The following is a 22378-nucleotide window of genomic DNA, read 5'->3' as shown; positions in this document are numbered from 1 at the left end:
ATCTCACGCCTGCCGGTCTGTGAATATCGAGCAAAAGCTTTGAGGATTAGGGGTTTGGACTATCGTTCGGCAGGCGTGGACGTGGCTCGCGGTCGCGAGTTTGTGCGAGACATTCAAGCGAGCGTGGCTCGCACGATGCGTGCGGGGGTGTTGGGCGGAATTGGGGGGTTTGGCGGTTTGTTCGAGTTGCCGCAAGGCTATCGGCAACCGGTGTTGGTGTCGGGCACCGATGGAGTGGGCACCAAATTAAAGCTGGCCCAAATAGCCGATCGCCACGACACCATTGGTATTGACCTGGTGGCGATGTGCGTCAACGATATTTTGACGCTAGGGGCCGAACCGCTGTTTGTTTTGGACTATTTGGCGACGGGGAAACTGGAGCCGCAGCAGTTGGCGGCGGTGGTGGACGGGATTGCCACGGGCTGCGAGCAGTCGGGCTGTGCGCTGTTGGGGGGCGAAACTGCCGAGATGCCTGGGTTTTATGGCGCGGGCGAGTACGATGTGGCCGGGTTTTGCGTTGGCGTCGTCGAAAAATCCCAGTTGATTGACGGCTCCCAGATCGCGGTGGGCGATCGCCTCATCGGCTTGCCCAGTTCCGGCCTTCACAGTAATGGCTACAGTCTCGTGCGCAGGATTGTGGCAGAGAGTGGCGAAGCCTGGGACGCGATCCCCGCTGGCTGGCAGCGATCGCTTTTGGAGACTTTTCTTGCCCCAACCCAGCTCTATGTCCGACCCATTTTGGCTGCCCTCAAAGCAGGTTTGACTGTGCGCGGTATGGCCCACATTACCGGCGGCGGCTTGCCCGAGAATTTACCGCGCTGTTTGGGACCGCATCAGTCCGCGCGCATTCGTCCGAATAGCTGGACGATTCCGGCGGAATTTGAGTGGCTGATGCAGCAGGGACCGGTGGAGCTGTTGGAGATGTTCCACACCTTCAATATGGGCATTGGATTTGTACTGGCGCTTCCCCCCGAAGCTGCCGATCGCGCACTGGACTTACTTCCCGAGGCGATCGCGATCGGCGAAGTGGTGGCTGGCGAGGGGGAAGTCCTCGGGCTGGAGGATTGGCAAGTTTAAACGGAAACTGGTTCCCGCACCGTCTTGGCAACAAACCGGACGTAGTTTTCCAGCATGTGCAAGCCTGCCGCCGCAGATTTTTCGGGGTGGAATTGGGTGGCCATGACGCGGCCTTTGGCGATCGCCGCTGTGACCGTTTGGCTGCCGTGGGTGACGGTGGCGGCGGTCCAACTGGAATCGCTGGGGGTGACGTAATAGGAGTGGACGAAATAGGCCCAAGGGTTGCCGCTGAGGTCGATCCAGAGGGGGGCCTCGGGTTGGGTAAACGTCAAGCGGTTCCAGCCCATGTGGGGGATGGTGATGTCGGGTTCGGGGTTAAAGCGATCGACGCTGCCTGGAACGAGGCCCAAGCCGGGTTCGACCCCTTCGGAGCTGCGATCGAACATCAGTTGCATGCCCAGGCAGACTCCCATCAAGGGTTGACCCCGTTCGACTGCGGCTTTTAGGGGCTGCTCGAAGCCGTGCTTGCGCAAACTCTGGATGGCGGGATCGAATGCGCCCACGCCGGGTAATACCAATCCGTCAAACTGTTCCAAGCGATCGGGGCGATCGAGCACGGTCACGGCAGCACCCACCTGCTCCAGCCCTTTGCAAGCGGAATGCAGGTTGCCCATCTCGTAGTCGATGACTGCAATTGACGCGATCGCCATTCCCATCCTCCCATACCATCACTGCTCTAGTGTGCCACTTTCGGTTCGAAGCGGGGAGACTGGGAACATCGCAGTTGTGTAGATGTGAGTCGTTGCGGGGAAAGCCGATTGTGTTTTATGGCAAGTTTGACGATCGCGATCGCGAGGAATTCCAACAGGCACTGAAACTGTTGCAGAAGGTTTTCGGTCGCGTGTACGCCCAAGATAATTTGATTGCACTCCAGCGAACGGCAGGGTTCCTGCAGGATGAGTCCTTTTTGCAAGCCTTTAAGGGGCAAGCGCAGACTCGCCAAGAACGCTCTTTGGCTTGGAGACTGCACACGCTGACCTGGGCGAGTAAGCATTGCTTGTCCGTTGAGGGGGATTTTGTCGAGTGCGGCGTTTACAAGGGCTTCTCAATGGCTGTGGTGGCGGCTTACCTGCAGTTTGAAGCGGTGGATAAAACGCTATATCTCTACGACACGTTTGCGGGGATTCCGGCGGAGTTTAACTCGGAGGCGCGTTCGAATGCGGTGTACGAGCACGATATGGCGGGCGATCGCGATGCCATTTATCGGACGGTGCAAAACCGATTCGAGCCATACCCCAATGTCCGCATTGTGCGCGGCACTGTGCCCGAGTCATTTGCAGAGGCTTGCCCCGAGAAAATTGCCTTTCTACATCTGGATATGAATTCGAGCAAGTCTGAAATTGCGGCGTTGGAGGTGTTGTTCGATCGCATGTCCTCCGGCAGCGCCATTGTGTTTGACGATTATGGCTGGAGCGGTTACGTGCGGCAAAAACTAGCTGAAGATGCCTTTATGGGCGATCGCGGTCTGGATATTTTGGAATTGCCCACCGGCCAGGGGCTTTTACTGGTGAAATGAGCAGCTTTGGGCGGTGCTAGAATCTTGCCGTTCCGCTCGACGGTTGCCAAACATGCTCGGACTGCTCAGCGTTGCCACCCACAATTTACCCGAGTTGCAAGCGTTCTATCGTCAGTTACTCGATGCCGAGCCCGCTGTTGTTCTAGAGGGCACCTACGCCGAATTTCGCTTGGCGGGGTTGCGGTTGGGGTTGTATCGCTCTAGCAATCCCGAGTTCGAGCCGTGTCTCGGTGCCACGAGCATTTGCTTGCAGGTGAGCGATCTCGATGTCGTTCTCGAACGGCCTGTTTTGCAGGCTGTCGAGCTCTCGCCGTTGCGATCGGAATTTCACGGGCGCGAGGTGGATTGTTGCGATCCAGACGGCAATCGGATTGTCATCCACGAGCCCTCAGAAGAGTTTTGGGGCTTGATGGACTTCGATCGCAAACCCGTAAAGTCAAGACTGGATTAGCGGATAGTTGGGGGAAGGAGAACAGAACGGCAGATTGCGGGTTTGAGGCTATTTCTCCCCTCTCCCAAAATTGGGAGAGGGGCCGGGGGTGAGGGCATGCAGAGCCATCGAACTCAGGCGATCGGAATGGTTTTAGACAGAATGCAATTGCTGCTCTTCACCTGTCCCCCTTTAAATTTCGGGCCCAGACATTAATCGACGCGATTCATCATCGTTCGAGCTCGTGGTAATACCGGTTTCGTTTTGTAGCTTTGGCACATTGCGAAACAGTAGCGTATAAATCTCTGTCGGCATCTCAATATCAGCAGCTTCCAAGGACTCCTTAATCGCTTGGGCTGCCATTGAGGTCGTCTCTAGAAACTCTCCACGGTAAGAGTTCACCCAAAACTGCACTTCGAGGTTAACTGTACTCGCTGCTAGCTCCTGTACGAGAACCCTGGGGGGAAACGGCTCTCGTTTTTGAATGGAGCTGATGGTGCCAATTGCCTCCAAAATAATCTTGATGGCGGTTGAAATGTCAGCAGCGTAGTCAATGCCAACCACGACCGAACTGCGACGAATCGGCGAAGCCGTATTGTTCGTGATGCTAGCTTGGAATACTTCTTGGTTGGGGATATAAACTGTCCGGCCATCGTAGGTTCTCAATGTGGTGGCACGCAGTTGAATCTCGGAGACCGTGCCTTCGTAACCCCCAATCGCCACTTGGTCCCCCTGTCGAAAGGGGCGGGCGGCCAGCAAAATGACCCCCGAAATATAGTTGCTCAAAACATCCTTGAGACTAAAACCAATTGCAACGCTAGTCAGGCCAAATGCCCCTAACAAGGCTCCAAACTCCAACCCCATAACCCCCAAGGCAATCACGGAGCCAATCACCCAGACCCCTCCATACCCCAACCGCGCGATGAGGATTTCCGCACTGCGATCGCCCTCGGTATGCTGCGCCCAGGCAAAGAATCCGCGCCGCACTCCACCCGCCACCCCCCAAGTTACGAGTACAACTATCGTCGCCCCCAATAAAGAAGGGAGACGTTGTACGGTGTCTCGTCCCAAGGCTCGAATGGTTGCGCCGAGCAGTTGGGTAACATCAACAGCCAAGGGCGGTTTCTCGAGTGCCTCGCCCAGTTGCCTCGCCCAATGCCGTGCGAGATCTTCAATCGACACGTCAAAGTCTGCTGCGTCTTGCTGTGTAACGGTCACCAGCACGCGATTGTTGACTTGCAAAGTAGCCCAGGTTCGGTCGGGATTGAGATGCACTGTAACCGGCTGGATAACATCCGCATTCTCCACCAAGCTTGCCAGTCGGCGGTCGATCGTTGCTGCGCGCTCTCTTGCATCGATATCCCCCACACTGCCCACCTGGAAAATGGGTCGACCTCCGATCGACACATCGGCAAAATAAAAGGTGTCGTCGATCGCCCGAAGGGATGATGGTACGGACAGCGCATCTCCAGACAATTGCTCTTCTTGCCCCCAAACGACTGTAGATATCGGAGCCGCCGATATCCCGACAGCGATCGCCATTGATAGGCAAGTTTTGAGAGAGTTGACCATAGTGTCGAGAAACGGGTTAGCGGTCGGCGATCGCCTTTCATCAAAATACCAGTAGGCCCTCCGAAAGCGCAGAGTTATAATGGCTTCAAACTTCTTTAAAGCGATCGAGCTCCGTGAGCCAGCAGCTAACCCTAGAACTTAGTGATGAAGTCTATGCAGCTTTGCAGAGGCAAGCTAATGCTGTTGGATTATCTGTGGCTGAGTGGGTTATTGCTACTTTGAGCCAGAAGAACCATACTTCGAGCAATCGCCTAAACTTTCAAGTGCAGAAAGACGCAGCCCGTTTGAGGTTTCGCAGTCATGCAGGAGCCGTCAGTCTCGGTTATGCAACAGATGCTGGCAACGAGAGTATTGATGCTGACCTGGCTAGAGCATATGCCGATGAGTACTAAGTGCTGAGGCTGATTTGTGCTCCTAGATACATCGGGGTTGCTTTGCTATCTGCACCGAGACGAACCACAGCATCAAGAGGCCGTTAAACTGCTAAACGGAGCAACCAATAAGTTACTGACTCATAGCTATATTTTGGCTGAATTAATCGCTTTGGCATTGGTGCGTCGCTTCCCTCGTAGTGCTGTACTGGCATTTGCAACAGACTTGCTAGACAATCCAGATATCGAGACAGTATGGGTTGGCGAAAGGATTTATACGTTTGCTGCAGTCAGCCACCTAATCCTACGCTGCAGCGAACGGGACAATGGTCTTCTTCCATCAAAATACCAGTAGGCTCTCCGATCGCTGAATTGCAGGAGAACTTAGCGAGTGCGAGCGCGAGTCTAACGAACGACTGGCACAGATTGTAGGAAGCGGTTCAGACGCGGCCGCGCGTAGTAGACTACTCAGACGGAAGTGAATAGCAGAGCAACAACATGGGTCGGGCAAAGAAAGTCGTTTTGGCCTATTCGGGCGGGGTCGATACTAGCGTTTGCATTCCTTACCTCACCCACGAGTGGGGGGTAGAGTCGGTCGTTGCCCTGGCAGTGGATTTAGGCCAAGGAGCCGAGCTCGATGCCATCCAAGCCAAAGGACTCACGGCTGGAGCCGACCAGTCTTTGGTCAAAGACGCCACCCGAGAACTGATCGAACAGTATGCCTTTCCGGCTATCCAAGCGAACGCCCTCTACGAAAATCGCTATCCCCTCTCCACTGCCCTCGCCCGACCCCTCATCGCCAAAATGTTGGTGGAAGTGGCTGAAGAGGTGGGAGCCGATGCCGTCGCCCACGGCTGTACGGGCAAAGGGAACGACCAAGTGCGCTTCGATGTGGCGATCGCCGCCCTCAACCCCAGCCTCAAAGTCTTGGCCCCCGCCCGCGAATGGGGCATGAGCCGCGAGGAAGCGATGGCCTATGGCGAAAAATACGGCTTGACCTTCCCCGTCAAAAAGTCGAGTCCCTACAGCATCGATTTGAACATTCTGGGACGCAGTGCCGAAGCTGGAATTTTAGAAGACCCTTGGGCAGAACCCCCTGAAGAGGTTTATGCCCTGACGAAGGCCGTGGCGGATACTCCCGACGAGCCCGCTTATTTAGAAATTAGCTTCGAGCGGGGGGTGCCAGTGGCGTTGAATGGCGATCGCCTCGGTCCCGTGCAGTTATTCGAGCAGTTGAACGCGATCGCGGGCGAACATGGCGTCGGTCGCATCGATATGCTGGAAAATCGACTAGTGGGCATTAAATCCCGCGAAATCTACGAAACTCCCGCACTGCTTGCACTCATTACCGCCCACCGGGATTTAGAGAGTCTAACTCTAACCAAGGATGTCACTCAATACAAAGTAGGCGTCGAACAAACCTACAGTCAGTTGGTATACAACGGCCTCTGGTTCTCGCCGCTACGAGAGGCGCTAGACGCCTTTATTGTAAAAACTCAAGAGCGCGTCACGGGGGTGGTTAGAATGCGCCTGCACAAGGGTCAAGCAGTCTGTGTGGGACGCAAGTCCGATTGCTCTATCTACAGCGAATCCTTAGCCACCTACAGCGAGGGGGATGTGTTCGACCATAGGGCGGCAGAAGGATTTATTTATGTGTGGGGCTTGCCCACTCGCGTTTGGTCTCGGGGGCAGTCGTAGGAAATTCAAGCTGATGGTCTTACTTCACTCGCGAGCGATACCATCCCACAGTTGAGAGACTGGCAAGCAATCGCCTGCCTCAGACTGTGTTAACGACTTCCGCAGACTGGAGATAATCTCTTCAGGAGTATCGTCTGAGTCTTCCGAATGTTTATCGCTCATACGTCCTGCCCAACCCAATGGTCTATCTGGCTCATTTCGAGCTTGGAGGCTCCCAACCAAATTGGGCGAGATCGATTTTGCCGCGATCGCTAAACTGCACCCCTTCCTCCAATAAAATCTCTCGCTGCAGGTCGTCACTGCCATAACGCATGGGGGACTGCGAAATTTCTCCCTTCGCGTTAATCACCCGCTGCCAGGGCACGTCTGTCTCTCGATCGAGGCGAAATAAGGCATAACCCACCTGCCGCGCATAACCCGGATAGCCCGACCAACGGGCTACCTGTCCGTAGGTGGCAACTTTGCCCGGAGGAATTTGCCTGACGGTTTCGTAGAACTGCTCGTATAGGGGTTTCGAGTCTCGGGGAGTGGATATCAATTTGAGGATCGCTCCCGAAAGGTGCGGTTTTTCCAGCCAAATTGGCATCCCGAGGCTATTCGACCTGCTTGGCCAGCTCGGCCAACTGCTCTTTCTGATAGACCCCGATGCAAGACTGGATCAAATCCTCCATATCCCCTGCCAAAATCGGTGTGAGGGAGAAATTTTGCCCCAAACGGTGATCGGTAACGCGATTGTCTTTGTAATTGTAAGTGCGGATCTTCTCGGAGCGGGAGCCCGTGCCCACCTGCATCCTGCGATCGCTGGTAATCTTATCCCGCTGCTCTTTCAACATCATCTCGTAGAGCTTGGCCCGCAAGATCTGCATGGCCCGCTCCCGGTTTTGCAGCTGCGATCGCTCCTCCGTACAAAACACCCGAATGCCGGTCGGCTTGTGGATCAAATCCACAGCGGTTTCCACCTTGTTTACATTCTGGCCGCCCGCACCTCCCGATCGCGCCGTCTTCATTTCGATATCCTTCGAGTCGATCTTGACCTCCACATCGTCCACCTCCGGCATAATCGCCACCGTAGCTGTCGAGGTATGCACCCGCCCCTGAGCTTCCGTCGCAGGCACCCGCTGCACCCGGTGAACGCCCGCTTCAAACTTCAACTTGCTGTAAACGCGATCGCCCGTCACCTCCATCACCGCTTCCTTAAAACCGCCCATATCGGCCTCAGAGGCACTCGCCAGCTTGACGGACCATCCCACCGCCTCGGCATAGCGAGTATACATCCGCACCAAATCGCCCGCCCAAATCGCCGCCTCGTCGCCACCGGCCCCAGCCCGAATCTCCAACATAATGTTCTTATCGTCATTGGGGTCTTGCGGCAGGAGCAGGATTGTCAGCTTTTCTTCTAGAGAAACTTCCTTCTCCTTCAATTCCTCCACTTCGGCAGCCGCCATTTCCAGCATCTCGGGGTCTTCCTCCGCCGATTTGAGGATTTCCTCTGTCCCTTCAATTTCCGTCTGTACCGACTGCCACTCGCGATAGGTCTGGACAGTCTCTTCCAATGCCGATCGCGATCGCGCCACCCGTTGCAGTTCGTGGGGGTCGGTCGCCACCTCGGGATCGGCCAATCGCAAGGTCAACTCCTTAAAAGTGGACTCGATATTGTCCAATTTTTGCAACATGTGGGAGGCAGCCATACCCTCAAACCCCAAAGACGCTAAACAGCAGTGGCCCGTCTGCGGTGGACCTAAATTCGATCCTAACGAGATCGAAAAAGCGATCGCAAGCACCCGAGGGGGAAACGCGATCGCCCAACCAAGCATTATCGAACAGTCGAATTACTTCTTCTTATCGGACATGCCGTACTTGCGCATAAACCGCTCGACGCGGCCCTCTGCGTCAATAATCTTACTTTGGCCGGTAAAGAAGGGGTGGTTGCCAGACCAGACATCAACCCGCAGCTCGGGCTGAGTCGAACCAACTGTCATCACAACTTCGCCGTTGCAAATCACCTTGGCTTCTGGATACCACTCGGGATGAATCTTATCTTTAGGCATGGGTTGCACCTCCAGCAACGCAGGATGGAATGGGAATAGTCGCGAACCGAATCGAGAGTCCCCAATTCGGCGAACAGGCGCTAGCGCTTCGAGTACTGAGGGGCCTTGCGAGCCTTGTGCAGACCGTATTTCTTCCGCTCTTTAGCGCGGGGATCGCGGGTTAAATACCCTTCGGTCTTGAGGGGACCGCGATTTTCGGGGTCCAGGTCGCACAGGGCGCGGGCCACCCCTAACTTGATGGCATCCGCCTGACCGGTAACGCCGCCACCGTGGGCGTTGACCAAAATATCGTAAGACCCTTCTAAGCCCAAAACCTCTAAAGGAGCCTTAGCCGTGGCAACTAGGGTCTCGCGGAATTGCAGGTACTCGTTACCGGGGCGCTTGTTGATGACCAAATTGCCTTCGCCGGGGACCAAGCGAACGCGGGCGATCGCCGTCTTGCGGCGACCCGTGCCCCAATAAACCGCTTTTGTATCTTCACTCATGACTAGGCTTTCGCTCCGGGAATCGTATTAATGGTTAGGGGTTCGGGCTGTTGGGCCGCGTGGGGGTGGTTGGGGCCAGCGTAGACCTTCAGCTTCGTAAATAACCGGCGACCGAGGGCGTTGTGGGGGAGCATTCCCTTCACTGCTTTTTCGATGATGCGCTCGGGCAAGCGGGCTTGCAGGTGCTCGAAGGTCTCTACTTTCATCCCGCCGGGACGACCGGAGTGGCGGCGGTAAAGCTTTTGCTCGGCCTTACGACCCGTCACAGCAATTTTCTCGGCGTTGACCACAATCACGAAATCCCCAGTGTCCATGTGGGGGGTGAAGGTGGGCTTGTTTTTGCCGCGCAGAGTGGCAGCGATCGCCGTGGCCAGACGGCCCAAACGCTGGTCGGCAGCATCGACTACATACCAGCGGGGCTCTAGTTCGTTGACGGCAGGGACGGGAGTCTTGTTCATAATGACTGTTAACTACAAATGAAATCCATCACTAAGGCAGTGCGGGAGAAAAACACTGCTCCACAGGTGATTCAGCCGCGAAGCGATCGGGTCGAACTGCAAACGGAAAGGTTGCAACTGAGGCAACGTCTAGCGGTTGCGACGCTAGAAAAGGATCGCTCGGGTAGCCCACTCCTGTCAAGCACAGACCCCGGGCGGGGGCGCTGTAGCGAATGGGCGATCGCTTGCGATCGCGCCACATTTGCTCGAACTGTCGGGGGGCAATTTCGCCGAGACCGACGCAGACCAAAGCACCCACCAGCAAGCGCATCATGCGGTAGAGAAACCCAGATGCCTTGACATCAATCCAGACTAACGGGCCAGAACGCCAACACTGCACTGCCAGCACTTGCACGCGGGAGTGGGTGCGCTTGGAGCCCGACAGTCGGAAAATCTCCAGATCGTTCTCCCCCAGCAACGTCTGCAGGGCTCGATCCATCTGCTGCTCGTCTAGGGGTCGACGGTAGTGCCAGCTAAACATCTGCCAAAACACGTTGGGCAGCGCCGCATTCCAGATGGCATAGCGATAGCTGCGCCACACTGCCGAAAACCTCGAATGCCAATCAGTTGCCACCTCTGCCACAGCCTGAACTGACACATCGCGGGGCAAGGCATTATTGAGGGCGAACCCCCATCGATCGATCGGGATGGCAGAGGGGGTGTCAAAATGAGCCACCTGAGCGGAGGCATGTACCCCTGTATCGGTGCGACCTGCGCCAGACAAGTCTGTAGGGCGATCGATCAGCCTGGAGAGAGTCTTCTCCAACACCCCTTGAACGCTGCGGTGCTTGGTTTGTCGCTGCCAGCCAAAGAAACTAGTCCCCAAGTATTGCAGCTTGAGGGCGATGCGTCGATTGATGGCAGTGGTACTAGGCATTGAACTCAATCCCAGCTCAAACAAGCTCGATGATGGCCATCTCGGCCCCATCGCCGCGACGGCTGACGGTACGCAAAATCCGGGTGTAGCCGCCCTCGCGATCGCTGTAGCGCTCGGGCACTTGCTCGAATAGAGCATGCACCAATTGCTTGTCGTAGACATAGCCGAGTGCCTGACGGCGAGCCGCTAGCGAGCCATCTTTGGCCAAGCCGATCATCTTGTCGGCAGTGGCGCGCAATGCCTTGGCGCGGGCCTTGGTGGTGGTGATGCGACCTTCTCGTAGCAGGGAGGTGGTGAGCGATCGCAGCAGGGCTTTGCGCCGATCGGCAGGCATATTGAGTTGGGGGGTTCGACAGCGGTGGCGCATGGTTGAGTTCCTACTGAGGCTAAAGGGGGGATTAAACGCAAACCACCGACTTTACTCTACAAAGTCGGTGGCTGAAGCCATTACTTGCTCTTATCGCGGGTGCGGGGCAGGGTGAGGTTGAGTCGGTCCTTGAGGGCTTCGATCACCTCCTCTGCAGACTTTTGGCCGAAGTTTTTGATCTCTAACAGATCTTCTTCGGAGTAGACCAACAGATCGGCCACGGAATTGACCTGAGCGCGCTTGAGACAGTTGTAGGCACGAACGGAGAGTTGCAACTCCTCAATCGGAATTTGATTCTTTTGATCGTCCTCTGTTTTGGTCACCACATCAGAGGATGCAAAGGTCACATCTTGCAGCGGTATAAATAACCGCACGAGTTCCTGAGCCGCTTGGCTGAGGGCATCTTCAGGGGTAATGCTGCCGTTGGTCCAAATTTCCAGCGTGAGGCGATCCTTTTCGATCGAGCCGCCCTCGCGGGCGTCTTCCACAGAGTAGTTGACCTTGCGCACGGGCATGAAAACAGAGTCGATTTGGAGAAAGTCGACAGCAATTGAGTCGGTGTTGCTATGATCCACCGAGCGATAGCCGCGACCGCGATCGACCAAGAATTCCATCTCTAGGGTGGCATCTTCCGACAGAGTGGCGAGATAGTGATCGGAGTTCACCACCTCCAGTTGGGCAGGCAGCTCCATTTGAGCAGCAGTCACAATCCCCGGTCCTTGCACCGATAGCCGGCCCATTTGAGAGTCGGGGGAAGAGGAATGAAACACTAGCTCCTTCATATTGAGAAGAATGTCCATGACATCTTCCCGTACCCCCGGAACGGTAGAAAATTCGTGACTTACCCCTGCAATTCGCACGGCTGTCACCGCTGCCCCTTCCAAGTTGGACAGCAAGACGCGGCGCAGCGCGTTACCCACGGTGGTCCCTTGGCCGCGTTCGAGCGGTCCCAGCACGAACTTGCCGTATAAGAAGCCTTGCGCTTCTTCTTGGGTCTCGACGCATTCTGTTTGATACTGTGCCATTAGCACACCTCCCTTCCTAGTCAGCCTCTGACTCAAGCGTTCGTCGGATGTCACTCAAATTTGGTGTCATTGACACATTTGGAGTCATTCAAATGGGTGTCACTGAAGTCCAGATCGTCCGACACAATCCAGAGCAGGTCAACTAAAGACCCTTCGGCAAGCGACCCTCGCTCAATTCCTGTTAGTTCCCTCCAGCGCAACAGCGATCGCCACCCTCCATCTAGACGCGGCGGCGTTTGGGGGGACGGCAACCATTGTGGGGAATGGGAGTGACATCCCGAATTAAGGTGATTTCCAGTCCTGCTGCCTGCAGAGCCCGAATCGCAGTCTCTCGGCCCGAGCCAGGACCGCTGACCATCACTTCAATTTGACGCATGCCATTATCGATTGCCGTGCGGGCCGCACTTTCAGCCGCTGTCTGGGCAGCAAACGGAGTGCCCTTTTTAGCTCCTTTAAACCCACTCGACCCTGCTGAAGCCCAAGAAATGGCCTCGCCGTTAGGGTCCGTAATGGTCACGATGGTGTTGTTGAAGGTGGACTGGATGTACGCAACCCCATTGGGCACATTGCGTTTTGCCTTCTTTCTGCGCTGTGGCTGTCGAGCCATGAGTTGTATTCCCCTAAATCCCTGTATCAACCGATCGCCAATTAAAACCTAATGCGAGTTGCGCTATTGCCATGGGCCCGAGCCAGTCGCCAGCGAGACATGCTGAGTCCAAATGCCAAAATCGACCCTAGCAAGCTGCCGCTAGTCTGCGAGCCTCCGCAGGCCATGCGATCACTTCTTCTTCCCGGCCACAGTCTTGCGAGCACCTTTGCGAGTGCGAGCATTGGTGCGGGTCCGTTGGCCGCGCAGGGGCAAACCCGTCCGGTGGCGGCGGCCGCGATAGCAACCGATATCCATCAATCGCTTGATGTTCATCGATTCGAACCGACGCAAATCCCCTTCCACCTGATAGTCGCTCTCGACCACGGCGCGCAGAGCTGCCACTTCAGCATCCTGCAGGTCGCGAGCGCGCGTGTCGGGATTGACGCCAGCCTTGGCTAAGATTTCTCTCGCGCGACTAGGCCCAATGCCATAGATATAGGTCAAAGCAACTTCTACTCGCTTTTCACGGGGAATATCGACCCCAGCAATACGTGCCATATGATTCCTAAATTAACCTTGTTTGATGGGGTTAGCCTTGACGCTGCTTATGTTTCGGGTTGGTACAAATCACCCGAACTTTACCGTGGCGTCGAATCACACGGCATTTCTCGCACATCTTGCGCACAGAGGCTCTGACCTTCATCCCGATCCCGAATAAATCAGCAAATAAACATTGTAGGAGAAGGGCGCACACTTGTCAAAAAATTTAATGGTTCGATTGCGTCACTGTGTCTCCATAGCCCGAGCGAGGGAAACACTGTCACGGTCGCAGAGCGAGAACTAGCGGGTCAGAGGTTCAAGTCGCGGACTGACTAAAAGCCGCCGGTGTTTCACTCGGCGAGCAGTTCAATGGCTCTCGAAAAACGCGAGAACTGATTTCTCGGCGCTCATCCAGGGCGATAAGTCCGAACTGATGCGCTTTCATTCTCATGATTCTGTTTTGCCACGCCTCGTTCCTGATTATCTTGGTTTATTGAGTTTCACGAGTTCAATTCAACCTACATTTCACGACTACAGGTTTCGGAATTGATGCGGCTTGTGCTGTATATAAATAAACCGCAAAAACGTGCTCTTAATATTCCCTTTTTCCGTCCTTATTCAGTGCTTAACCTTGGAAGATTCCTAAATGAGTTAACTTGCCTATGGGAAACTTTTTAAATCCTCAGATCGACTATTTAACTATCTCGAACTGAGAAATACGTACAGACTTTTCAAGAGGAAGAAGAAGACTCATGACAAATCGTAATTGTGCGATCGCGGCTGGTCTGCTAGCTGCCGCAACCTTAGGCGTTGCTTCGGTTGTGTCCGCGGATAACCACCTAAGTGGGGATGTTCTCGCTGACGGTTCTAGCACTGTCGGTCCCGTCACGATCGCTGCTGCTGAAGGGTTCCGCTCTGAGAACCCCAGTGTGCAAGTTTCTGTCGGTACCAGCGGTAGTGGCGGCGGCTTCAAAAAGTTCTGCGTCGGAGAAACCGATATCTCTAATGCTTCTCGCGTCATCAAGCAGAGCGAAATCGATATCTGTGCTGAGAACGGCGTTGAATTTGTTGAAATTCCGGTTGCCTTTGACGGTCTGGCCGTTGTCACCCATAAGGACAATACTTTCGCTCAGTGTCTTTCGGTCGAACAACTCAACTATATCTGGAACGCTGATGCTGAAGGCGAAGTGACCAACTGGTCCCAAGTAAAAGACGCTGATTTCCCCAGCGAGGACTTCGCTCTGTTTGCCCCTGGCGTTGACTCCGGCACCTTTGACTACTTTGTCGAAGCGATCCTAGATGAAGACGATATCCGCGCTGACTTTACCCCCAGCGAAGATGACAACGTCATTGTGACGGGTGTTGCGGGCAGCCCCGGCGGCTTGGGCTTCTTCGGTCTGGCTTTCTACGAAGAGAACAGTGACATTCTCAACTTAGTCGCGATCGATAATGGCAGCGGCTGCATCGCGCCCTCCGAAGAAACGGTGGCTAACGGCACCTACAATCCTTTAGCCCGTCCTCTGTTCATTTACGTCAACACTGAATCTGCCGACGAGTCTCAGGTAGAAGCTTTTGTCGATTTCTACCTCGAAAATGCAGCCGATCTGGCCTCTAGCGTTGGCTACATTGGTTTGCCCGAGGATGCTTATGCATCAATTACCAAACACTGGGAAGCTCGCGGTATTGGAAGCAACTTCCAAGACGTCGAGCCCGGCACTCCCATTGACGAACTGTTCGGCGAGCAATAATTCTCTTTCCCCTTACTAGTCGATTGGCTAGAGTTGCTGCCTGTCTTGCTGATGCAGGACGGGCAGCTTTTTGATGGGCGATGCTTGTGGTTTGCTGTCGCGATCTGCTAGGACATTAGCGATGTCCCGCGATCGCCAACCATGCCACTGATTAAAGTTCAGACCTCCGTCAGCGATACCTCCAGTACAGATCTAGAGACCCTCTTGAAGTCTCTCTCTGCCGATCTGGCCCAGCACTTAGGAAAATCAGAAGCCTATATTATGACGGCATTCGAGCCCAATACCTCCATGACATTTGCGGGCACCGCCGATCCGGCTTGCTATGTGGAAATTAAGAGTGTAGGGACGATGGGCAGTGCTAAAACCAGCGCCATGAGTGCGGCGTTTTGCGAGCAGTTGAGCGATGCGCTGGGCGTACCCAAAAATCGCATCTATATCGAGTTTGCCGATGCTGAAGGAGCCATGTGGGGGTGGAACGGCAGGACGTTTGGATAGGCTCGAACGGGAATCAATGGCCAGCCTGGATGGGAGTCGCGAGAGTTCGGCAGATTGGGTGGCAATTGCCGCTCAGTTTGCAGGCTCTGACAGCGTCATAGACGTTTGCCCGCTAGGCAGCGGCCTCATCAACGATACATTTTTGGCGACCCTTGCGGGAACTGCAGGTCGTCGCTTTGTCTTACAGCGCCTCAATCGCCACGTCTTTCGCCAACCGGAGTTGGTGATGCAAAATTTGCGGGTGTTTTCAGCTCATGCCCGCCAGCGATTGCCAGATTTAGGTTTGGAACTGGGACGGCGGTGGGAGGTGCCGCAGGTGTTGGCGGCAAAAAACGATCGCGACTATTACATCGATGAATTCGGGTCGTTTTGGCGAGCCATTAGCTATATCGACTCTTCTGCAACCATTGGCAAACTCGAAACGGTTGCCCAAGCCCGAGAGGTGGGCTGTGCCCTCGGTATCTTTCATACCTTATCGAGCGATCTAGACTGCGATCGCCTTGCAGACACGCTCGAGGGTTTTCACATCGCGCCCGCTTATTTGCGACAGTTTGACGAGGTTTTAGAGGGTTGCGAGCTGCCTCATTCTAGCGCAGTGAAATACTGCTTGAAGTTTGTAGGCGATCGCCGCGATTGGGTCTCGGTCTTAGAAGATGCCAAAGCGGCTGGGGTACTGCGCTTGCAAACCATTCACGGAGATCCAAAAGTCAACAATATTTTGCTGGATGCCCAAACGGGACAAGCCATTAGCCTGATTGATTTGGATACCGTCAAGCCCGGTTTGGTTCATTACGACCTGGGAGATTGTTTGCGCTCGGGCTGCAAGCGTTCGGATAGCAGCAGGCGAGAGTTCGGGCGGGTGAGGTTCGATCTCGACCTGTGTCGGGGAATTTTGCAGGGCTATTTTGCACGGGCGAGAGCGATTTGGACGGAAGCCGATCGCGATTACCTATTCGATGCCATTCGACTGATTCCCTTTGAGCTGGGGCTGAGGTATATTGCCGATTATTTAGCCGGCAACATTTACTTCAAGATCGGCCATCCCGAGCAGAATTTGGTGCGGGCACGGATGCAGTTCAAATTAGTGGAGAGTATCGAGCGGGGGGAAGGGGAGATTCGAGCCGCGATCGAGCAGATATAGGCTGAGGGGCAGTCGTCACTGCATCAAAAGGCTAAAGCCCCAGACCTTTGTCAGATCGGGGCCTCGGAGCTATTATCTTCTCTCAAAACAAGCTTAAAAAGGGCCAGCGTTGTCGCTTTGCTAGATGCTTTCAAAAGCTTTATGGCTCTGCCTAGCTAGCACAGGGATTCGCACAGGGGTTGGCACAGGGATTTGCGCAAGGGCTGGCGCAAGGATTCGCACAGGGATTCGCGCAAGGGTTGGCACAAGGATTGGCGCAGGGGTTGGCGCAAGGATTCGCACAGGGGTTGGCGCAAGGATTGACAGTGGTACTGGCACAAGGATTGGCGCAGGGGTTCACTTGGCTGACTCCACCGCAGGAAGCAACGCCTAGGCTTAGAGCGGCGGCGATACCAATTAAAGCAAGGTGTTGAATTTTCACAATAGATCTCCTGACTAGCAGTGCCAATTTCCACGTTAGGAAATGGCAGTTCAACCATCAACTATACACGGATTTACACTATCCCGATAGGTGGCATATTAACAAAATATTATGCCAGACACAACCTTACCCACTCCCCTTTCGTGTGGCCACAGTCTTGTTTTATAACAGGCACCGGCATAGAGCTGGACTCTGCTGTCGAGGCGATTCTCCTTTCAAGCTCGATGACAGGCTTGAAGGTACTTCAATCTTATAGAAACCTCAGATAGTTCTAAGGAGAAATACAGCATGAAACCCTTACTGCGCGAGAACGCAATTCCGCTCTCTTGCAGAATTGCGATCGCCAATATTCCGAGCTCTACGGTTGACTGTATGCCAATATTTATCGCAAAAAAATTAGAGACAGGAGTTCCGAGGCAGAGCTTACAGCATATTGACCGAGGAGCCCGTGCCGGGGAAGAAGAGCCAAGACATGAAAAAATTGGCAATAAAAATAGTCAGTAGGGCAGTCACAACTGCAGCCGTAGTGGAGCGTCCCACACCTTTAGCCCCGCCTGTAGTAGTCAACCCCCAACTACAACCAATAATGGCGATCGCAACTCCAAACACAAATGCCTTAATGACAGAAAAAATTAAGTCCGAACCCGCTAAAAAGTTTTGGGCGGAATTGAGAAAACTACTGGCCGTTAAGCCGTAACGACTGACACAAATCAACAATCCTCCCAAAATACCGGTAATGAGGGAAATAACCGTCAAAATCGGCACCATCAGGGCGCAGGCAATCACGCGGGGAACCACCAAATATTCCACCGGATTCGTGCGCAAGACCCGCAGGGCATCGATTTGTTCCGTCACCTCCATCGTGCCCAGTTCTGCCGCAAATGCCGACCCCACCCGACCGGCCACCACCACCGCAGTCAGCACAGGCGTCATCTCGCGAGCCAAGGCCAGCGCCAAGACCCCCCCGATCGCCGAAGAGGCCCCAAAGTTAATAAATTCCCGCGCCACCTGAATCGTAAACACGCCACTAATTACGAGTGCCGTAATCAGTACCACCAGCAAAGACTCGGTTCCCACCAGCGAAAGTTGCTCGACTGTATTGCGCCGATACAAACGCCCGTGAAAGAGGCGCAGCACCACCTGACCAGTCAGCAAAATACTTTCTAGAAATCTCGAGAACCAGTTCACTGTTGCTTTGCCAACATTCCTCAACCGGCCAACCACTATCAATCGTGACGGCTTCGCTAGCAGTCTACAGATAAGATCCACACAACGCTAGGCATGACTAGCTCGGCGATCGGCCGATCGCTGTGGGTTTCAGGGGAACGTTCGTGCCAAAACTGGGCTACATCTACCGACCCATCTCCCTACCCCCCTCCGATGCCGAGCGGCAGCAGTTGCTGAATGCGGGGGCGGAACAGGTGTGGGTGGATTTGGGCGATCGCCAGTATTACACCCGCGCGATCGAATACTTCTCTGGAACGGCAGAAGACTCCGCCTTACTCCTGTTGAGTGTGGCGGAGTTGGGGGATACGGTGACGCAAGTTGCTCAACAACTGCAAGCCTGGAGCGATCGCGCTGTGGAAGTGTGGGTAGTAGACAAAAATGGGGTGCAAACCTCCCGAGACGCAACTGCTGTTGAAACCTGGCTCGCTGGCCTGCCCCTGCAACTCAAGAGCCGCCAGATCTCGGCAGGACACGCCCTCAGTCGCCTGCAGCGCAAGCCACCCCCCGGACCCGCGCCGTTTGGCTATTGCCGACAGGGAGATGTCTACCAATTAGAGGGCGATCGCGCTGCAATCGTGCGGACCTTCTTCGACAATTTTTTGCTGTTTGGTTCCATTCGGGGAGCCGTTAAGTCTTTACAGGTGGAAAGAGGCGAGACTGTCTCCATCAGTACGGCTCGTCGCTGGCTGACATCGGCAGTCTATCGGGGGGATCTGACGTTTAAAGATGGCGTCACCTTGAGAGATACCCACCCAGCCCTGCTGTCGCGCGAAGAGGCTGCCCAGATCGATCGCTGGATGCGCCGCAACCGGCAAATCTCCCGCCGCTCCGCCAGTGCTCCCCGCGCGCTAGCGGGATTAGCGATCTGCCAAACCTGTCAGCAGCCCCTGCGAATTGTGCAAGCGACCCAGAAACAGCGGCAGAAAGTGTATCGATATCTGAGGTGCGATCGCTGTCGCTACAGCCACGACTACGACCGAGTCTTGCAGGCCACCGTGAAAATCGTCTGCCAGCAATTGCCCGCCAAAACGGCTAACTTCAGTCAAACGCCAGTGGCAGAGCTGAAAAAATGTATAGATTTGCAACTGAAAGCAAATGAAAGCATTCTTAACAGTTTCGATTCTAAAAATTCTGCGATCGCCCCCCTCGATCTCCGAGACCAACTGCAGCGCTACCGCCTCGAAGGGGAAAATGCCGCCCTCAACCAAACCCTCGAACAGCTCCCCCCAGAAAACCTAGCGGCGATCGCCCAGACCCTCTCCATCGAGTCCTTCTGGCTGGATTTAACCGAACCGGAGCAGCGGTCTTATCTGCGCGAGTTCATCAGGCAAATAGGTATTGATGCGGATATGAATTTAGACATACAGTTTTTCTTTTGATCTGATTTATTGTTTGGAGCCCAGATCGACCCTTTGAACGGGCGGGAGTTCGATTTAGCATTCAGTTGGCGAATGCGTCGAACAGCTTGTTGAGAACATCAATTCGACAACTGTCTGGCCCCCATCCCCTAGCCCCTTCCCCCCTCGCAAAGCATGGCGTCAGCCATAACTTTGAGCCCAGGAAAGACCAGCAAGCCTCCACAGCTGTTTCTCCCCTCTCCCTAGGGAGAGGGGCCGGGGGTGAGGGCCATGCAGAGCCTCGAACTCAGGTGTCGAGAGCTGCGATCGCATTCTTTTAAGCTCTGTGAAAGAGTCGGTAGGAGTTCAGCCCCAATCCTCCCCGATACCTCAAAATTGGTCTATTCAAGTTTGGCAAGGAGAACGATCTGTGAAACTGGCAGTCTACGGCAAAGGTGGCATCGGCAAATCCACCACGAGTTGCAACATTTCGGCAGCCCTCGCCAAACGGGGCAAAAAAGTTCTTCAAATTGGCTGCGATCCCAAACACGACAGCACCTTCACCCTGACGGGCTTTCTCATTCCCACCATCATCGACACCCTCGAAGAGAAGGACTACCACTACGAAGACGTCTGGCCCGAAGACGTTATTTACGAAGGCTATGGCGGCGTCCATTGCGTTGAAGCAGGCGGCCCCCCTGCCGGTGCCGGGTGCGGCGGCTACGTGGTCGGCGAGACCGTCAAGCTGCTGCGGGAACTCAATGCCTTTGACGAATACGATGTCATCCTATTTGACGTCTTGGGTGACGTGGTTTGTGGCGGTTTTGCTGCCCCTCTGAACTATGCCGATTACTGCACGATCGTCACCGATAACGGCTTCGATGCCCTGTTTGCAGCCAACCGCATTGCGGCCTCCGTGCGCGAAAAAGCCCGCACCCACTCCCTCAGACTCGCCGGACTGATTGGCAACCGCACCTCTAAGCGCGACCTCATCGACACTTACATCTCCCGCGTTCCTATGCCCGTCCTAGAAGTGTTGCCCCTGATCGAAGACATTCGCGTCTCCCGCGTCAAAGGCAAAACCATCTTCGAGCTGGCTGAAAGCGATCCCAGCCTAGAGGCCGTCTGCCAGCACTACCTCAACATCGCCGATCACCTATTGGCCCAACCGGAAGGCATCGTCCCCGACGAAGCCCCCGATCGCGATCTGTTCACCCTTCTCTCCGACTCCTACAACACCGTCGCTACGGGTGCTGCCGCTCTGGTTTAACGGCGTTTTTCAAATCCCAATCGTCACCTGAAGCTTTAAGGATTCTGCTCTGTCATGACTGCTTCCACAGCTCCCAATTCCCTCAATTTCGAATGCGAAACGGGCAATTATCACACCTTCTGTCCCATTAGCTGCGTTGCTTGGCTCTATCAAAAGATCGAAGACAGCTTTTTCCTCGTCATCGGCACTAAAACCTGCGGCTATTTTTTGCAGAACGCGATGGGGGTGATGATTTTTGCCGAGCCCCGCTACGCTATGGCAGAGCTGGAAGAGGGGGATATCAGCGCCAAATTAAATGACTACGAAGAGCTGAAGCGATTGTGTTTGGATATCAAGCGCGATCGCAATCCCTCCGTGATTGTCTGGATTGGCACCTGCACCACCGAAATCATCAAGATGGATCTGGAAGGCATTGCCCCCAAACTGGAAGCTGAAATCGGCATTCCGATTGTGGTGGCCCGCGCCAACGGTCTCGATTACGCCTTCACCCAAGGGGAAGATACAGTATTGGCGGCAATGGCAGCCCGCTGCCCCAGCGAAGCCCCTGCCAGCGAAGCCCCCGAAGAGCGCGGCGGCCTATCCAGCTTGCTCAACCTCGGCAAAAAGTCTCAGGTCGACAGCAGCGAGAGCGAGTTCAAACAGCACGCACCTCTGGTCATTTTCGGGTCTGTCACCGATTCTGTCGTGTCCCAAATCTCGCTAGAGCTGAAAAAACAGGGCATTAAAGTGTCTGGCTGGCTGCCCGCCAGTCGATTTGGCGAACTGCCCGCGTTAACCCCCGATACCCATGTTGTCGGCATCAATCCCTTCCTGAGTCGAACGGCATCCTATTTGGCCCGTCGGCGCAAATGCAAGCTGATTAATGCCCCATTCCCGATTGGCCCCGACGGTACCCGCATGTGGGTCGAGGCCATTTGCCAGTCGCTGGGCGTGGAACCGCAAGGACTAGACGAGCGCGAGGCTGAAATCTGGAACCATCCGCAGGTACAGGAGTACGTCAGCCTGCTCAAAGGCAAGTCTGTCTTCTTTATGGGGGATAACTTGCTAGAGGTGTCGATGGCTCGCTTCTTGGTGCGCTGCGGAGCCACCATCCAAGAAATTGGCATTCCTTACATGGACAAGCGCTATCAAAAATCGGAGTTGGAAGCACTGGAGCGGGCTTGCGAAGAAATGGGGGTGCCCAAACCCAACATTGTGGAAAAACCCGATAACTACAATCAACTGCAGCGCATCAAGCAAGACAAGCCCGATTTAGTCATCACCGGCATGGCCCATGCAAATCCGCTCGAAGCTCGCGGCATTACCACCAAATGGTCTGTAGAGTTTACGTTTGCCCAAATCCACGGCTTCTCAAATGTCAAAGAAATGCTGGAAACTCTGACGCGACCGATCCGTCGCAATGCCAGTTTGGACCAATTGGGTTGGACCTCAATGGTGAAGGAAGAGGTTGCGCGGGTTTAGCAACCGTCTCTCCGCTCGATCGTTCTCTCATTCTTTACGTTGCTTGCGGCCCCGCCTTGGGGCTGCTTTTTTTAGCCGCGACGCGATCGCCCCCGCTGCGATCGCCCCGACACCCCAAAAATTCTTTCACCCCTATCGCAAGTCAAGTGTTAGCATAGTTTGTGCATTAAATTCGTAACCCGACGA

The 22378-nt window shown here is 54.8% G+C and carries 27 protein-coding genes; 12 read left to right on the top strand and 15 right to left on the bottom strand.

The genetic code is table 11. The features are described 5' to 3' along the window. Positions 1–54: 54 nt before the first annotated feature. Entirely contained in the window at positions 55–1077 is a 1023-nt protein-coding gene (gene purM, locus SYN7336_RS13475) for a phosphoribosylformylglycinamidine cyclo-ligase (RefSeq protein ID WP_017326478.1), read from the top strand. Here the strand turns inward: purM and hisH are convergent. Beyond that, on the bottom strand, positions 1074–1727 hold the full coding sequence (hisH, locus tag SYN7336_RS13470; protein WP_017326477.1) for an imidazole glycerol phosphate synthase subunit HisH: 654 nt from the start codon (positions 1725–1727) through the stop codon (positions 1074–1076). The genes purM and hisH overlap by 4 nt on opposite strands. Positions 1728–1837: 110 nt before the next feature. Here hisH and SYN7336_RS13465 point away from each other — a divergent pair, with 110 nt between their 5' ends. Together SYN7336_RS13465 and SYN7336_RS25865 are read left to right on the top strand one after the other, a co-directional pair. Then, positions 1838–2593, top strand: coding sequence for a TylF/MycF/NovP-related O-methyltransferase (locus SYN7336_RS13465; RefSeq protein ID WP_017326476.1), 756 nt, complete (start codon positions 1838–1840; stop codon positions 2591–2593). 13 nt (positions 2594–2606) lie between these two features. After that, a complete protein-coding gene (locus tag SYN7336_RS25865) occupies positions 2607–3044 on the top strand; it encodes a VOC family protein (RefSeq protein ID WP_227498506.1) in 438 nt (145 codons plus the stop codon). 171 nt (positions 3045–3215) lie between these two features. Here the strand turns inward: SYN7336_RS25865 and SYN7336_RS13455 are convergent, their stop codons facing one another. After that, entirely contained in the window at positions 3216–4595 is a 1380-nt protein-coding gene (locus SYN7336_RS13455) for a mechanosensitive ion channel family protein (RefSeq protein WP_017326474.1), read from the bottom strand. 113 nt (positions 4596–4708) lie between these two features. On the opposite strand from SYN7336_RS13455, the gene SYN7336_RS13450 reads away from it, so the two are divergent. The 3 genes from SYN7336_RS13450 to SYN7336_RS13445 all read left to right on the top strand — a co-directional run bounded on the left by SYN7336_RS13450 (position 4709) and on the right by SYN7336_RS13445 (position 6664). Next, a complete protein-coding gene (locus SYN7336_RS13450) occupies positions 4709–4987 on the top strand; it encodes a hypothetical protein (protein WP_017326473.1) in 279 nt (92 codons plus the stop codon). Positions 4988–5003: 16 nt separating this feature from the next. Further along, positions 5004–5321 carry a PIN domain-containing protein gene (locus SYN7336_RS28940; protein ID WP_156820146.1) on the top strand — a complete coding sequence of 106 codons (318 nt, stop codon included), beginning with the start codon at positions 5004–5006 and terminating at the stop codon, positions 5319–5321. 143 nt (positions 5322–5464) lie between these two features. Next, positions 5465–6664, top strand: a complete 1200-nt coding sequence (locus SYN7336_RS13445) for an argininosuccinate synthase (protein ID WP_017326472.1) — start codon at positions 5465–5467, stop codon at positions 6662–6664. Positions 6665–6688: 24 nt separating this feature from the next. On the opposite strand, the gene SYN7336_RS30910 is transcribed toward SYN7336_RS13445, so the two are convergent. The 12 genes from SYN7336_RS30910 to rpmJ all read right to left on the bottom strand — a co-directional run bounded on the left by SYN7336_RS30910 (position 6689) and on the right by rpmJ (position 13255). Further along, positions 6689–6826 carry a hypothetical protein gene (locus SYN7336_RS30910; protein WP_156820145.1) on the bottom strand — a complete coding sequence of 46 codons (138 nt, stop codon included), beginning with the start codon at positions 6824–6826 and terminating at the stop codon, positions 6689–6691. Between the two features lie 31 nt (positions 6827–6857). After that, entirely contained in the window at positions 6858–7202 is a 345-nt protein-coding gene (locus SYN7336_RS13440; protein WP_227498505.1) for an MGMT family protein, read from the bottom strand. Between the two features lie 55 nt (positions 7203–7257). After that, positions 7258–8352: a peptide chain release factor 1 gene (gene prfA / locus SYN7336_RS13435; protein WP_026100980.1), complete on the bottom strand. Its 1095-nt coding sequence runs from the start codon at positions 8350–8352 to the stop codon at positions 7258–7260. Between the two features lie 141 nt (positions 8353–8493). Continuing rightward, positions 8494–8712 (bottom strand): 50S ribosomal protein L31, encoded by a 219-nt coding sequence (gene rpmE / locus SYN7336_RS13430; RefSeq protein WP_026100979.1) that lies wholly within the window; start codon positions 8710–8712, stop codon positions 8494–8496. An 80-nt stretch (positions 8713–8792) separates the two neighbouring features. Further along, positions 8793–9197 carry a 30S ribosomal protein S9 gene (rpsI, locus tag SYN7336_RS13425; RefSeq protein ID WP_017326468.1) on the bottom strand — a complete coding sequence of 135 codons (405 nt, stop codon included), beginning with the start codon at positions 9195–9197 and terminating at the stop codon, positions 8793–8795. 2 nt (positions 9198–9199) lie between these two features. Next, positions 9200–9655, bottom strand: a complete 456-nt coding sequence (gene rplM / locus SYN7336_RS13420; RefSeq protein ID WP_017326467.1) for a 50S ribosomal protein L13 — start codon at positions 9653–9655, stop codon at positions 9200–9202. A 31-nt stretch (positions 9656–9686) separates the two neighbouring features. Next, positions 9687–10571, bottom strand: a complete 885-nt coding sequence (truA, locus tag SYN7336_RS25860) for a tRNA pseudouridine(38-40) synthase TruA (protein WP_017326466.1) — start codon at positions 10569–10571, stop codon at positions 9687–9689. A 16-nt stretch (positions 10572–10587) separates the two neighbouring features. Beyond that, positions 10588–10938 carry a 50S ribosomal protein L17 gene (gene rplQ, locus SYN7336_RS13410; protein WP_026100978.1) on the bottom strand — a complete coding sequence of 117 codons (351 nt, stop codon included), beginning with the start codon at positions 10936–10938 and terminating at the stop codon, positions 10588–10590. Positions 10939–11018: 80 nt separating this feature from the next. Next, positions 11019–11963 carry a DNA-directed RNA polymerase subunit alpha gene (locus tag SYN7336_RS13405; RefSeq protein WP_026100977.1) on the bottom strand — a complete coding sequence of 315 codons (945 nt, stop codon included), beginning with the start codon at positions 11961–11963 and terminating at the stop codon, positions 11019–11021. A 220-nt stretch (positions 11964–12183) separates the two neighbouring features. Continuing rightward, on the bottom strand, positions 12184–12570 hold the full coding sequence (gene rpsK, locus SYN7336_RS13400) for a 30S ribosomal protein S11 (protein WP_017326463.1): 387 nt from the start codon (positions 12568–12570) through the stop codon (positions 12184–12186). Positions 12571–12741: 171 nt separating this feature from the next. Further along, positions 12742–13110 (bottom strand): 30S ribosomal protein S13, encoded by a 369-nt coding sequence (rpsM, locus tag SYN7336_RS13395; protein ID WP_017326462.1) that lies wholly within the window; start codon positions 13108–13110, stop codon positions 12742–12744. A gap of 31 nt (positions 13111–13141) precedes the next feature. Then, positions 13142–13255, bottom strand: a complete 114-nt coding sequence (gene rpmJ / locus SYN7336_RS28935) for a 50S ribosomal protein L36 (RefSeq protein ID WP_071590893.1) — start codon at positions 13253–13255, stop codon at positions 13142–13144. 589 nt (positions 13256–13844) lie between these two features. Between rpmJ and SYN7336_RS13390 the strand changes: the two genes are divergently transcribed. The 3 genes from SYN7336_RS13390 (at position 13845) to SYN7336_RS13380 (ending at position 16476) form a co-directional block, all read left to right on the top strand. Next, the gene (locus SYN7336_RS13390; RefSeq protein WP_017326461.1) at positions 13845–14840 is read left to right on the top strand and encodes a PstS family phosphate ABC transporter substrate-binding protein; all 996 of its coding nucleotides are present in this window, start codon (positions 13845–13847) and stop codon (positions 14838–14840) included. Between the two features lie 141 nt (positions 14841–14981). Then, positions 14982–15335, top strand: coding sequence for a phenylpyruvate tautomerase MIF-related protein (locus tag SYN7336_RS13385; RefSeq protein ID WP_017326460.1), 354 nt, complete (start codon positions 14982–14984; stop codon positions 15333–15335). After that, complete coding sequence (locus tag SYN7336_RS13380; RefSeq protein WP_227498504.1) at positions 15289–16476, top strand: phosphotransferase enzyme family protein; 1188 nt, start codon at positions 15289–15291, stop codon at positions 16474–16476. The genes SYN7336_RS13385 and SYN7336_RS13380 overlap by 47 nt, the downstream gene beginning before the upstream one ends. Positions 16477–17320: 844 nt before the next feature. Here the strand turns inward: SYN7336_RS13380 and SYN7336_RS13370 are convergent. After that, entirely contained in the window at positions 17321–18085 is a 765-nt protein-coding gene (locus tag SYN7336_RS13370) for an MlaE family lipid ABC transporter permease subunit (RefSeq protein WP_156820144.1), read from the bottom strand. Between the two features lie 143 nt (positions 18086–18228). Between SYN7336_RS13370 and SYN7336_RS25850 the strand changes: the two genes are divergently transcribed. The 3 genes from SYN7336_RS25850 (at position 18229) to SYN7336_RS13355 (ending at position 22192) form a co-directional block, all read left to right on the top strand. After that, a complete protein-coding gene (locus SYN7336_RS25850) occupies positions 18229–19503 on the top strand; it encodes a recombinase family protein (RefSeq protein ID WP_017326456.1) in 1275 nt (424 codons plus the stop codon). A 388-nt stretch (positions 19504–19891) separates the two neighbouring features. Then, positions 19892–20731 (top strand): ferredoxin:protochlorophyllide reductase (ATP-dependent) iron-sulfur ATP-binding protein, encoded by an 840-nt coding sequence (gene bchL / locus SYN7336_RS13360; protein WP_026100975.1) that lies wholly within the window; start codon positions 19892–19894, stop codon positions 20729–20731. Positions 20732–20785: 54 nt separating this feature from the next. Beyond that, on the top strand, positions 20786–22192 hold the full coding sequence (locus tag SYN7336_RS13355) for a ferredoxin:protochlorophyllide reductase (ATP-dependent) subunit N (protein ID WP_017326454.1): 1407 nt from the start codon (positions 20786–20788) through the stop codon (positions 22190–22192). Positions 22193–22378: the final 186 nt, after the last annotated feature.

It is taken from the genome of Synechococcus sp. PCC 7336 (genome assembly GCF_000332275.1).
Lineage (GTDB): Bacteria > Cyanobacteriota > Cyanobacteriia > Thermostichales > PCC-7336 > PCC-7336.
Note: the sequence above shows the minus strand (reverse complement) of the source record. Positions and strands in the feature narration are given on the sequence as shown.

Bases quoted from the DNA above. Each gene is read 5' to 3' on its own strand.
- hisH (WP_017326477.1), bottom strand. From the start codon at position 1,727: ATGGCGATCGCGTCAATTGCAGTCATCGACTACGAGATGGGCAACCTG.
- SYN7336_RS13455 (WP_017326474.1), bottom strand. From the start codon at position 4,595: ATGGTCAACTCTCTCAAAACTTGCCTATCAATGGCGATCGCTGTCGGG.
- SYN7336_RS13445 (WP_017326472.1), top strand. From the start codon at position 5,465: ATGGGTCGGGCAAAGAAAGTCGTTTTGGCCTATTCGGGCGGGGTCGAT.
- SYN7336_RS30910 (WP_156820145.1), bottom strand. From the start codon at position 6,826: ATGAGCGATAAACATTCGGAAGACTCAGACGATACTCCTGAAGAGATT.
- prfA (WP_026100980.1), bottom strand. From the start codon at position 8,352: ATGGCTGCCTCCCACATGTTGCAAAAATTGGACAATATCGAGTCCACT.
- rpmE (WP_026100979.1), bottom strand. From the start codon at position 8,712: ATGCCTAAAGATAAGATTCATCCCGAGTGGTATCCAGAAGCCAAGGTG.
- rpsI (WP_017326468.1), bottom strand. From the start codon at position 9,197: ATGAGTGAAGATACAAAAGCGGTTTATTGGGGCACGGGTCGCCGCAAG.
- rplM (WP_017326467.1), bottom strand. From the start codon at position 9,655: ATGAACAAGACTCCCGTCCCTGCCGTCAACGAACTAGAGCCCCGCTGG.
- truA (WP_017326466.1), bottom strand. From the start codon at position 10,571: ATGCCTAGTACCACTGCCATCAATCGACGCATCGCCCTCAAGCTGCAA.
- rplQ (WP_026100978.1), bottom strand. From the start codon at position 10,938: ATGCGCCACCGCTGTCGAACCCCCCAACTCAATATGCCTGCCGATCGG.
- SYN7336_RS13405 (WP_026100977.1), bottom strand. From the start codon at position 11,963: ATGGCACAGTATCAAACAGAATGCGTCGAGACCCAAGAAGAAGCGCAA.
- rpsK (WP_017326463.1), bottom strand. From the start codon at position 12,570: ATGGCTCGACAGCCACAGCGCAGAAAGAAGGCAAAACGCAATGTGCCC.
- rpsM (WP_017326462.1), bottom strand. From the start codon at position 13,110: ATGGCACGTATTGCTGGGGTCGATATTCCCCGTGAAAAGCGAGTAGAA.
- rpmJ (WP_071590893.1), bottom strand. From the start codon at position 13,255: ATGAAGGTCAGAGCCTCTGTGCGCAAGATGTGCGAGAAATGCCGTGTG.
- SYN7336_RS13390 (WP_017326461.1), top strand. From the start codon at position 13,845: ATGACAAATCGTAATTGTGCGATCGCGGCTGGTCTGCTAGCTGCCGCA.
- SYN7336_RS13385 (WP_017326460.1), top strand. From the start codon at position 14,982: ATGCCACTGATTAAAGTTCAGACCTCCGTCAGCGATACCTCCAGTACA.
- SYN7336_RS13380 (WP_227498504.1), top strand. From the start codon at position 15,289: ATGCTGAAGGAGCCATGTGGGGGTGGAACGGCAGGACGTTTGGATAGG.
- SYN7336_RS13355 (WP_017326454.1), top strand. From the start codon at position 20,786: ATGACTGCTTCCACAGCTCCCAATTCCCTCAATTTCGAATGCGAAACG.